This is a genomic window from Micromonospora sp. BL1 (genome assembly GCF_003667485.1).
Taxonomy (GTDB): Bacteria; Actinomycetota; Actinomycetes; order Mycobacteriales; family Micromonosporaceae; genus Micromonospora; species Micromonospora tulbaghiae.
Genome location: NZ_RCVK01000164.1, coordinates 1 through 11,089, shown reverse-complemented (window position 1 = coordinate 11,089; position 11,089 = coordinate 1). Strand labels below are relative to the sequence as shown.

9 protein-coding genes are annotated in these 11,089 nt (G+C 73.7%); 6 read left to right on the top strand and 3 right to left on the bottom strand.

Annotation, left to right across the window (positions count from 1 at the left end; genetic code table 11):
• Positions 1-46: 46 nt before the first annotated feature.
• The 6 genes from EAD96_RS06295 (at position 47) to EAD96_RS06270 (ending at position 5,940) form a co-directional block, all read left to right on the top strand.
• Positions 47-1,111, top strand: coding sequence for an alpha/beta fold hydrolase (locus tag EAD96_RS06295; RefSeq protein WP_121683585.1), 1,065 nt, complete (start codon positions 47-49; stop codon positions 1,109-1,111).
• A gap of 123 nt (positions 1,112-1,234) precedes the next feature.
• Positions 1,235-3,025, top strand: a complete 1,791-nt coding sequence (locus EAD96_RS06290; RefSeq protein WP_121683584.1) for a 3-hydroxyacyl-CoA dehydrogenase family protein — start codon at positions 1,235-1,237, stop codon at positions 3,023-3,025.
• 41 nt (positions 3,026-3,066) lie between these two features.
• Positions 3,067-3,561 (top strand): SigE family RNA polymerase sigma factor, encoded by a 495-nt coding sequence (locus EAD96_RS06285; RefSeq protein WP_120573404.1) that lies wholly within the window; start codon positions 3,067-3,069, stop codon positions 3,559-3,561.
• Positions 3,558-4,631 (top strand): hypothetical protein, encoded by a 1,074-nt coding sequence (locus EAD96_RS06280; RefSeq protein WP_121683583.1) that lies wholly within the window; start codon positions 3,558-3,560, stop codon positions 4,629-4,631. Before EAD96_RS06285 ends, EAD96_RS06280 begins: the two co-directional genes overlap by 4 nt.
• Positions 4,632-4,730: 99 nt before the next feature.
• On the top strand, positions 4,731-5,063 hold the full coding sequence (locus EAD96_RS06275) for a hypothetical protein (RefSeq protein ID WP_121683582.1): 333 nt from the start codon (positions 4,731-4,733) through the stop codon (positions 5,061-5,063).
• 67 nt (positions 5,064-5,130) lie between these two features.
• A complete protein-coding gene (locus EAD96_RS06270) occupies positions 5,131-5,940 on the top strand; it encodes an alpha/beta hydrolase (protein WP_121683581.1) in 810 nt (269 codons plus the stop codon).
• 4 nt (positions 5,941-5,944) lie between these two features.
• Here the strand turns inward: EAD96_RS06270 and EAD96_RS06265 are convergent, their stop codons facing one another.
• The 3 genes from EAD96_RS06265 to EAD96_RS06255 form a co-directional block, all read right to left on the bottom strand.
• On the bottom strand, positions 5,945-7,156 hold the full coding sequence (locus EAD96_RS06265) for an AI-2E family transporter (RefSeq protein ID WP_121683580.1): 1,212 nt from the start codon (positions 7,154-7,156) through the stop codon (positions 5,945-5,947).
• 296 nt (positions 7,157-7,452) lie between these two features.
• Positions 7,453-9,513: a hypothetical protein gene (locus tag EAD96_RS06260; protein WP_121683579.1), complete on the bottom strand. Its 2,061-nt coding sequence runs from the start codon at positions 9,511-9,513 to the stop codon at positions 7,453-7,455.
• A gap of 171 nt (positions 9,514-9,684) precedes the next feature.
• A complete protein-coding gene (locus EAD96_RS06255) occupies positions 9,685-10,935 on the bottom strand; it encodes a DivIVA domain-containing protein (protein WP_047894792.1) in 1,251 nt (416 codons plus the stop codon).
• Positions 10,936-11,089: the final 154 nt, after the last annotated feature.

Genomic DNA, 11,089 nt, shown 5'->3' with positions numbered 1-11,089 from the left:
GTGGGGGACATGGTGCGGGGGCGGGGGCGCGTGCCAGCATGCGCGGATGCGCAGCGCACGGCTCACGGTCCAGGCCAACGGCATCACCCAGGCGGTCCGCGTGGCCGGCCCACCGGACGGCGTGCCGGTGCTGCTGGTGCACGGCAACGTCTCCTCCTCCGCGTTCTGGGAACCGCTGCTCGCCCGGCTGCCGGACACGCTCCGGGTGGTCGCGCCCGACCTGCGCGGCTACGGCGAGACCGACACCGCGCCGGTCGACGCCACCCGAGGGCTGGACGACTTCGCCGACGACGTGGCCGCGCTGCTGGACGCCCCGGGGCTGTTCCGGCCCGGCGCGCGGCCGGTGGTGGCCGGGCACTCGCTGGGCGGTGGGGTGGCGATGCGGCTGCTCGTCGGCCACTCGGAGCGGGTGGCCGGTCTGCTGCTGGAGGCGCCGGTGTCCCCGTACGGCTTCGGCGGCACCCGGGACCTCGACGGCACCCCGACCACGCCCGACTTCGCCGGCACCGGTGCCGGCGGCGCTAATCCGGACTTCGTGGCCCGGCTCGCCGCCGGTGACCGGGGCGCGGACGGCCCGACCAGCCCGCGTGCGGTGCTGCGTGCCGCGTACGTGGCCGACCCGGCGTCCCTCGGCGACGACGAGGACCTGCTGCTGGAGAGCATGCTGACCACCGCCACCGGCGACGACAACTACCCGGGCACCGCCGTCGCCTCGCCGCACTGGCCGGGGACCGCCGCCGGGCGGCGCGGCGTGCTCAACACGCTCGCCCCGGCCCACTTCCGGCTCGCCGACGAGCTGGTCGCCGCGCCGGTCAAGCCGCCGGTGACCTGGGTACGCGGCGACGCCGACGTGATCGTCTCGGACACCTCGCTGTTCGACCTGGCGTACCTCGGTCAGCTCGGTGTGGTGCCCGGCTGGCCCGGTCCGCAGGAGTGCCCGCCGCAGCCGATGGTGGGGCAGACCCGCGCGGTGCTGGACCGGTACGCGGCGGCCGGCGGGACCTACCGGGAGGTGGTGCTGCCCGGCTGCGGGCACAGCCCGCACCTGGAGCGGCCGGCGGAGTTCGTCGCCGAGCTGCTGGCGCTGGTAGGGGAGAACGCCACCGGGTGAGGCGCGGTGCGTGAAATATCCCACGGCGTCTCGACAACACAGCGTCACGTGGCAGACTCCGGCGCATAACCTTAGCGGCCGTTCATGTCGCGAACGGCGGAGTCGAGCCAGGGGAGGCCGGTCGTGGCGCGGGAGTTCACCAGGGTGGGCGTGGTGGGTCTGGGCACCATGGGTGCCGGCATCGTCGAGGTGTTCGCCCGCAACGGCGTCGACGTCACAGCCGTCGAGATCTCCGACGGGGCGCTGGAGCGCGGCCGGGCCACGCTCACCGGCTCCACGGACCGGGCCGTCGCCAAGGGCAAGCTCGCCGAGGCCGAGCGGGACGCCCTGCTGGCCCGGGTCGACTTCCGGGTCGGCCTGCACGCGCTGCACGACGTGGACCTGGTGATCGAGGCGGTGCCCGAGCACCTGGACCTCAAGCAGCGGATCTTCGCCGAGCTGGACCGGGTCTGCAAGCCCGAGGCGATCCTCGCCACCAACACGTCCTCGCTGAGCGTCACCGAGATCTCCGTCGCCACCACCCGGCCGAACCAGGTCATCGGCATCCACTTCTTCAACCCGGCCCCGGTGATGAAGCTGGTCGAGGTGGTCCGCACGGTGGTCACCTCGGCCGACGTGGTCGCCGACGTGGAGGCGCTCTGCGAGCGGCTCGGCAAGGTCGACGTGACGATCAGCGACCGGGCCGGCTTCATCGCCAACGCGCTGCTGTTCGGCTACCTGAACCACGCGGTCGGCATGTTCGAGGCCCGCTACGCCACCCGCGAGGACATCGACGCCGCCATGAAGCTCGGCTGCGGCCTGCCGATGGGCCCGCTCGCGCTGATGGACCTGATCGGCCTGGACACCGCGTACGAGATCCTCGACACGATGTACCGGCGCGGCGGCCGGGACCGCCGGCACGCCCCGGCCCCGCTGCTCAAGCAGATGGTCACCGCCGGTCTGCTGGGCCGGAAGTCCGGTCGCGGCTTCTACACCTACGAGCGGCCGGGCTCGCCGAAGGTCGTACCCGACGAGTACACGCCGCTCGCCGCGGACGCCGCGCTCGCCGACGGCGCCCGCGCCATCGCGAAGGTCGGCGTGGTCGGCTCCGGGACCATGGCCACCGGCATCATCGAGGTGTTCGCCAAGGCCGGGTACGAGGTCGTCTCGGTGACCCGGGGCGCGGAGAAGTCCGCGAAGGTCTGCGAGGCGGTCAAGACCTCGCTCAACAAGGGCGTGGTGCGGGGCAAGCTCAGCGAGACCGACCGGGACGCCGCGCTCGGCCGGATCACCTGGTCCGCGACGCTGGAGCACCTGGCCGACGTCGACCTGGTGGTCGAGGCCGTGATCGAGGAGCTGAGCGTCAAGAAGGCGCTGTTCGCCAGCCTGGACGAGATCTGCAAGCCGGGTGTCGTGCTCGCCACCACCACCTCGTCGCTGCCGGTGATCGACGTGGCGATGGCGACCCAGCGCCCCGCCGACGTGGTCGGCCTGCACTTCTTCAACCCGGCGCCGATCATGCCGCTGGTGGAGATCGTGCAGACCATCCGCACCTCCGCCGAGACGTCGGCCACCGCCCGCGCGGTCTGCGCGAAGCTCGGCAAGACCGGCGTGGTCTGCGGCGACCGGTCCGGGTTCATCGTCAACGCGCTGCTGTTCCCGTACCTGAACGACGCGGTGAAGATGCTGGAGGCCAGCTACTCGACCGCCGACGACATCGACTACGCCATGAAGCTCGGCTGCGGCTACCCGATGGGCCCGTTCGAGCTGCTCGACGTGGTCGGCCTGGACGTCTCGCTGGCCATCCAGCGGGAGCTGTACCTGGAGCTGCGCGAGCCCGGCTTCGCCCCGGCGCCGCTGCTGGAGCACCTGGTCACGGCCGGCTACCTGGGCCGCAAGTCCGGCCGCGGCTTCCGCGACCACACCCGGCGCTGACCGCTGTCAACAGCCGGGCCCGGTGACGGCGTCTTCGAGGTGTGACCTTCGAGGAGTACGTCGGCAGCCGCGGCCCGGCTCTGTTGCGTCTGGCCCGGCTGCTGACCGGTGACGCGCACCGGGCCGAGGACCTGACGCAGGACGTGCTGGCGCGCGCGTACGTGCACTGGCGGAAGATCGCCCGCGCCGACCGGCCCGACGTGTACGTGCGGCGGATGCTCGTCAACGCGAACACGTCGTGGTGGCGGCGCCGGTCCAGCCGCGAGCTGGCGGTGGACACGTTCGCCGACCGGCCCCAGCGCGGCGACCTCGGCGGCGAGGCGGCCGACCGGGACGAGATGTGGCGGCTGATCCGCGCCCTCCCGGACCGTCAGCGCGCCGTGCTGGTGCTGCGCTACTACGAAGACCTGGACGACGCCACGATCGCCCAGATCCTCGACTGCTCCCCGGTCACCGTCCGCACCCACGCGATGCGGGCGCTCGCCCACCTCCGGGAGCGCTGCGGCGTCCCGATGACGAAGGGGAGCCGGCCGTGACCGACCTCGACGAACGGATCGCCTCGGTGCTGCGGGAGCGCGCCGAGGGGGAGACAGACACCGGACGCCTGCTGCGCCGCTCCCGCGCGCTCGGCCGGCGCCGTCGGGTACGCCGCCGGGTCACCGCCGGCACCGCGCTCGCCCTGGTCGGTGTGCTCGGCTTCACCGGCGCGATACGCGCGGACGTGGGCGGGCTGGCCGGGCGGATGCCCTGGACGGCCGCGACGCCGGCGACGGCGCCGCCCCCGGTGCCGCCGCTCGCCGACGGGGTGCCCGCCGCGCGCGACCGCCCCGACCTGGTCGGCACCGATCCGCAGGTGCTGCACCTGGGCGTCGACACCACCCGGGCCCGCTATCTGGGCTGGTCCGTCCACAGCTCCAACCGGGTCGAGTCGATCCGGTTCAGCGTCGGTGACGGACACCCGGTCCTGCTCGAGGTGAGCCCGGTGGCGAAGACCCTCGACGACACGCCGATCGACGGATTCCCGATGCAGGCCGCCAGCGGACGGCTGACCTTCGACGGTGGGGTGCTGCGCGTCGCCGGCACGGACGGTCTGGTCAAGTCGTGGCAGCCCTTTCCCGGCCTCTACGCCCGGGCCGCCACGCTTCGCGGTGACGTGACCGCCCTGGACCGGGTCGCCGGCCTGGTGCGCTGGGACGAAGCCCGGCGATGCACGGGGCCGGTGCGGCTGACCACGCTGCCGGCCAACGCGGTGATGACGGGATGCGCGGTGGACGTGGCCGCCTTCCCGAAGGGCGTCACGGCTCAGCTCACTGTCATCCGGGAGCCCTCCTCGACCATGTGGATGCGGCTGGTCTACGGGGCGGAGATGGGGGAGGACACGGGTCGCCGCAGCAACCGCGACCTGGGCGGCCGTCCGGGCTTCCTCTATCCGGACGGCACCCGGCTGGAACTGCTCGGCCTGCCCAAGGGGCGGTTGACAGTCGACTTCGCCTTCCCGGGCGACCGACCCGCGGGCCAGGTGGACTTCACCGAGACCGACGCGGCGACAGTGCTCGTCGGGACAAAGGTGGCGAGAGACCTCACCCGTCCGCAGACCTGGCCCTGATCGGCCACCACGAGCAGATCTTGGTACGGAACGGCCCCGGGAAGGGCGCATCCGTACCAAGATCGCCCGGGCCGGTCCGGCCGGCGGACCGTACGCTTGGTGACCGTGAGCCCTCGTCGCAACCGCCCCCGCCGGGACGACATCGCCGCCGTGGACGCCGAGCGTGCCCGCCACGGCGTGCCGACCGTGCAGCAGTGGCGCGACGGCGACTGGCAGATACGCGCGATCAGCGGCGGCGCATCAGTCAAGACGTACCGCTGTCCCGGCTGTGACCAGGAGATCCGGCCGGGCGTGGCGCACCTGGTGGCCTGGCCGGCCGACGACCGGGGCGACCTGACCGACCGCCGGCACTGGCACTCCGGCTGCTGGCGGGCCCGGGACCGGCGCGGGCCGAACCTCCAGCGCGGCCGGGGCGCCCCGCGCTACGGCTGAGCGATCTGGATCACCCGGTTCGCGTCCCGCTGGGCGGCGGGGCCGCCGACGCGGGAGACTGGCAGGCGTGAGCACTCCGATTCGCGCGTCGTCGATCCTGCCCGGCCGCCGGGAGGACATCGAGCTGCACACGGCCGACGGGTTGACGCTCGTCGGCGAGCTGGCCCGGCCGCTGGACCGCGAACCGGCCGCCACGCTGGTCTGCCTGCATCCGCTGCCGACCCACGGCGGGATGATGGACAGCCACGTGTTCCGCAAGGCGGCCTGGCGGCTGCCCGCGCTGGCCGGCCTCGCCGTGCTCCGGTTCAACACGCGGGGCACCACAAGCGTCCGCGGCACCAGCGAAGGCGCGTTCGACGGCGCGGTCGGTGAGAGGTTCGACGTGGCCGCCGCGATCGAGTACGCCGAGTTCCACGAGCTGCCGAACGTCTGGCTGGTCGGCTGGTCGTTCGGCACCGACCTGGCGCTGAAGTACGGCTGCGACCCGGCGGTGGCCGGCGCGATCCTGCTCTCCCCGCCGCTGCGCTACTCCGCGCCGGAGGACCTGGCGGTCTGGGCCGAGACGGGCAAGCCGCTGACCGCCCTGGTGCCCGAGTTCGACGACTACCTGCGCCCGGAGGAGGCCCGGGAGCGGTTCGCCGTCGTGCCGCAGGCCGAGGTGGTGGGCGTGGACGGCGCCAAGCACCTCTGGGTCGGCGACGCGGAGAAGGTGCTGGACGAGGTCGTCCGGCGGGTCGCCCCCGGCGTACCGCTTCCGCTGCCGACGACCTGGGACGGCCCGATGGAGACCGGCGACGCCAGCGCGTACGCCGACCGCACGGTCGCCGCCTTCGCGGACACCCCGGTGCCCGGCCCGGACCAGCGGCGCGCCGAGTAACGGCTCAGCGGGCGTCCTGGCGGGGCAGCACCACCTCGCGCAGGATCAGCTGCAACGCGGCGACGGTCGGGATCGCGATGAGCGCGCCCACCACGCCCAGCAGCGCCACCCCGAGCAGCGCGGCGAGCAACGCGGCCACCTCGTTGACCGACACCGCCCGACGCATGATCTTCGGATAGATCAGGTAGTTCTCCACCTGCTGGTAGAGCACGAAGAACACCAGGCAGGCGATGCCCACCGGCAGGTCCGTGGCGAGCCCGACGAGCGTCACCACCACCGCGCCCAGCGTCGCGCCGATCTGCGGGATCAGGTCGGTCACCGCGACCACCACGGCGAGCGCGAACGGGTACGGCAGGCCGACCGCCAGCGCGAACACGAACGTGGTCACCCCGGCCAGCACCGCGATGGCGAGCGCGCCGACCATGTACGCGCCGACCCGGGTCAGGATCTCGTCGCCGATCAGCCGGACCCGCTGCCGGCGTGAGCGCGGCACCAGCGCGTACCCGAGTTCGCGCAGCTTGTCGAAGTACGCCAGGAAGTAGATCGTCAGCACCAGCACGGTGAGCAGCCGGAAGATCGTCCCGAAGACCAGTTGCGCGCCGCCGAGCACGCCGCCGAGCGCCCGCCCGATCGTGTCCGCGTTCGCCGCCGCCTGGACCCGCTCCATCACGTCGTACCGGATGACGAGGTCGTTGACAGTGGGATTGCGTCGCAGCTCCTCGACGTAGCCGGGTAGCTGCTGGATGAACTGGCCGGACTGGGTCACCACCGGCGGCACCAGCGCCAGCAGACCGGCGACGATCAGCAGCAGCACGGTGAGCGTCACCACCGCCACGGCCAGGCCGCGCGGCACGCCCCACTTGTGCAGCCGGACCACCGCCGGGTGCAGGCCGACCGCGAGGAACAGCGCGATCACCACGAGCACCAGGATGCCCGCGGCGTTGCGGATGCCCAGGAACAGCGCGTACGCCAGCAGCACGCCGAGCGCGCCGGTGAACCCGACCAGGAAGGCGCTGCGCCGCAGCGGCCGCCCCGGTACGCCGAAGCGCCCGCTCGGCTCGAACTCAGCCGGCTCGACGTCGACGGGCCGCTCGCTGCTCGTGCCGGCTCGCGGGTTGCCGGCGGTGCGGGTGGCGTCGGGCGCGGGTTCCGCCTCGCCGGAGGTGTTCACGTCCGCGGCCTCGTCGTCCCGGGCGGCGGAACCCTCCTGTGACACCCGTGCCTCCCCGCTGCCCGGCTCGCCCGCCGGTGACGTCCACGGCCGACGAGCGGCCCTCTGCCGGCAGGGTAGTCGCCGCCGTCCGCCCCGACCATCCCACACCACTGCCCGCCGGCCGTCCCGGCGGGCCGCCCCGGCGCGGGTCGCCCGCCGGTTCGGGGAGGTGGTGTGGTCCGGGTGGGTGGGATGCCGCCACCTCGCCGACGTGGCGCTGGGCCCGCCGGTTCGGGGAAGTGGTGGGGTCCGGGTGCGGCGGATGCCACCACCTCCCCGATCCGGCGCGGCGGGGGGTATCAGTCCTTGTCGACGCTGACCGTGCTGGGCTTGGCGCTGCGCTCGTCGGTGGTCGGCTTGGTCGGGCGCTTGCCGTTCTCGCCGGTGCTGGTGATCTTCGTCGGGGTGGCGCCCCGGCCACCCTCGCCCGGTACGGCGGCCACAGTGGGCTCCCCGTCGACGCCCGCGCCGGCGGGGGAGTCCATCGTGGTCACCGGCTCACCGACCGGCTTCGCCTTGCCCGCCTCGGCCGGCTCGCCGTCGCCCTTCGCCGGCCCGGTGCCGGTGGGCGCGGCCGGGGCGGCGCCCTTCGCGGCCACCGGCGCGCCACTGCCGACGGGAGCGTCGGCGGGCTCGCCGCCGCCGTCGTCGCCGGCCCGGCCGGAGGCCGCGGTGGCGAGGTCGTCCGGGTCGACCGGGGTGGCCGCGATCCCGGCCGAGTCGGCGTCGCCCCGCAGATCGGTGAGGCGGCGTTGCAGGTCGTCGGACTCCTGCCGCGACTTCCACGTCTCGGTACGCAGGTCGGCCAGCTCCTGCTGGGCCTTGGCGATCTCCAGCATCACCCCGGCGAGCTGCTGCCGGCCGGCGGCCACCTCCTGCTGGGTCGAGGCCAGGTGCTGCTGGGTGGTGGCGAGGTGCTGCTGGGTCGTGGCCGCGTACTCCTCGAACTGGCGGCGCGAGGCCGCCACGTGCTCGTCGGCCTTGCGGCGCTGCGCGGTGGCGTCCGCCTCGGCGCGGCGCAGCAGCTCCGCGGCCTCCAGCTCGGCCTGCTGCCGCATGCTCAGCGCGTCGGCCTCGGCCGCCTCCCGGACGCCGGCGGCGGTGCGCTCGATCTCGTCGCGCCGCGTGGTGTACGCCTGCTCCAGCTCCTCCTGCCGCTTGGCGTGCTGCTTGTCCAGCTCGTCGCGGCGCTTGGCGAACTCCTGCTCGGCGGTGGCCCGGCGCTGGGCCAGCTCCTTCTCCGCGCTGTCCCGCCGCTCGGCGACCTCCTTCTCCACCCCCGCCCGCCAGGCGCCCAGCTCCTGCTGGGTCTGCGCGCGGGACTGCTGCACGTACGCCTCGGTCTCGGTGCGCATGCGCTGCACGTACGCCTCGACCTCGGCGCGGTTGCGCTTGCCGGCCTCGGCGGCCTCGGTGGTGAGCCGGTTGGCCTCGGTGCGGGCCCGGCCGCGGGTGGCCTTGGCGGCCTCCTCCGCGTCGTCCACGATCTTCTTGGCCTCGGCCAGCGCCTTGGCGTGCGTGGCCCGGCCGGCCTCGGCGGCGGCGTCGGTGAGCCGCTTGGCCTCCTGCTGGCCCTTGGCGTGTACCTCCTTGGCCGCCTCGCGGAGCTGGCTCGCCTCCTGCTGGGCTTTCGCCAGCGCCTCCTTGGCCGCCTCGCGCAGCCGCGCGGCCTCCTGCTGGGCCCGGGCGTGGATCTCCTTGGCCGTGTCGCGGAGCTGGGTGGCCTCCTGCTGGGCCTTCGCCAGCGCGTCCTGGGCGGTCCGGCGCAGCTTCTCGGCCTCGTCCTGGGCGGCCGTCCGCAGCTTCGTCGACTCGTCCTGCGCGGCCTTGCGCAGCTGCGCGGACTCGTCCTTGGCGGCCTTGAGCGTGGCCTCGGCCTCGGCCTTGCGGGCGGCGGTGTGCCGCTCCTCCTCGGCCCGGCGGGCGGCCAGGGCGATCTCGAAGTCCTTGAGCGCCTGGGCGGCCTGCTCCCGGGCCTCCTCGACGATGTGCTCGGCGGCGGCGCGGCGGGCCTCGATCTCCTCGTTGGCGGCGCCGAGGATCTCGTCGGCCTGTTCCTCGGCCATGGTGAGGATCTGCTCGACGCGCGGACCCAGGTGCCGGAACGACGCCCGGTCCACCACCGCCGCCTGCTTGCGCACCTGGGCCAGGTCCCGCTGGAGCACCTCGACCTGACCGGCCAGCTTGTGGATCTGGGTGTACGCCTGTTCCCGCTCGGTGGTCAACGCCGCGATCTCGTGCTCCGCGCGAGCGACGTAGCGGTCGACCTGCCGTTTCTCGTATCCCCGCAGGGCGGACTCGAAGCTGGGCTCCGTCGTCACGTCCCCGCCGAGCGCGAACAGTTCCTCGCCGTGCGACATGCCCCCATCCTCACACGCATCCGGCTCTGCTGGGGCGATACGGACGCCCCTTCTGGGAGCTACTTCACCCTCCTGGCGAAACGGGCCGCACAAGCATGACGGCGCGGGGCGACACCGGTCACCCGGCGTCACCCCGCGCCGTGGCTCATGCCCCCGACAGCGGGTGTTCGATCAGCCGGCCGACTCCGCCGACACCTTCTGGCCGGAGGCGTCCGCCTTCGGCGCCTCGGCCTTGCCGCCGGCCGGCACGCCCGGCACGATGCCGGCCAGGCCGGACAGCATCTGCCCGAGCTGCGAGGTGACCGCGTCCTTCTGGCGGGTCAGGTCCTCGACCTCGCGGCGGGCCGCCTGCGTGGTCAGCTCGGCCTCGGTGCGGGCCTCGTTGAGCACCCGCTGCGCCTCGGCGCGCGCCTCGTTGAGCGTCTTGTCGGCCAGCGCCTTGGCCTTGTCGACGGTCTCGTTGGCGGTGCGCTCGGACTCGACCCGGCGGGCCTCGGCCCGCTGCTCGATCTCCTTGGCCCGCTCCTGCGCGGCACGGGCCCGCTGCTCGGCCTCGTTCACCAGCTTCTGGGTCTGCGCGACCTGGGCGGCGTGCCGCTCCGACTCCTCGCGCTCGGCCTTCTCGCGCCGCTCGGCGAGCTGGAGCTCCAGGGCCTGGAGGTCCTTGTCGCGCTTGTCGCGCGCGTCCGTGAGCAGCTTGGTCGCCTCGGCCCGCTTCTCCTCGGCCTCCCGGGCGGCCTTCGCCCGCTGCTGGGTGATCTCCCGCTCGGCGGTGGCGCGCAGCGTGGCGACCTCGCGCTCGACAGTCGACTTCAGCTCGGCCACCTCGTGCGCGGTGACCGTACGCAGCTGCTTGGTCTCGCGGTCGGCGTCGGCGCGCAGCGTGTCGGCCTCGCGGCGGGCCTGCACGCGGACCTCGGCGGCCTCGCGCTCGGCGGCGGTACGGACGCTGCCGGCCTCGCGCTCGGCGGTCGCCTTCATGGCGGCGGCCTCGGCACGTGCCTTGTCGGTGATCTCGCGCGCCTCGAGGCGGGCGGCGGAGAGGATCCCCTCCGACTCGCGCTTGGCCTCGTTGCGGTGGTCGTTGGCCTGCTCCTCGGCCAGCCGCAGGATCTGCTCGACGCGAGTGCCCAGGCCGGACAGGGTCGGCCGGCTGTTCTCCTCGAGCTGCTTGTTGGTCTCGGTGAGCTTCTGCTCCAGCGCGCTCTGGCGCTGCTCGGCCTGCCGCAGGCGGCGCTGAGCGTCGTTCATCCGCTGCTCGGCCTCGGCGCGGGCCTGTTCGGACTGGCTCAGGGCGGCGCTGAGGCGGCCGATGAAGTCGTCGACCTGGTTGGTGTTGTAACCACGCAGGCCAACGGTGAAATCGGGCTGTGAGTTCGCGTTATCGAAGAACGCAAGAGGGGAGGACTGCTGCTGGGGCATTGGGACATACTGGCAGACGCCCCAGGGTGGTTCGCAAGAGCGGTGGGCACCTTTCGCGTCCTGTTTACATGGTCAACTCCGCAGTCCGGTGAGACCGGACCAATTGGCGATCTTGGCAGCTCCCGGGCGGGTGGGGCGGGTCGGGCTTCTGCGG